We start from the raw sequence: 264 nt of genomic DNA on the forward strand, positions 1-264 counted from the left end.
AAAAGCCCCATTCGACCATTCTCTGATGACTCGTTTTAGAAAACGTTTGGGCGCAAATATCATCAACGAACTGAATGAATGGATCGTTCTAGAAGAACAAAAACGCCAATTGGAAGAAGCATCTAAGGAAAACGACAACAATGATGATCAGGATCACGACGATGACGATCATGTTGATGAAGATCGTAATGATCATGATCATGATCGTGGCGATCTTCAGCCTTCCGGTTCCGATTCAGAAAAGCATTCAACTGAATCGGCTTC

1 pseudogene is annotated in these 264 nt (G+C 42.0%); it reads left to right on the plus strand.

Features of this window, described 5'->3' with window-relative positions:
* Window positions 1–264: pseudogene (locus IC21_RS11415) on the plus strand (IS5/IS1182 family transposase); the annotation flags it as partial.

It is taken from the genome of Heyndrickxia coagulans DSM 1 = ATCC 7050, from assembly GCF_000290615.1.
Taxonomy (GTDB): domain Bacteria; phylum Bacillota; class Bacilli; order Bacillales; family Bacillaceae_C; genus Weizmannia; species Weizmannia coagulans.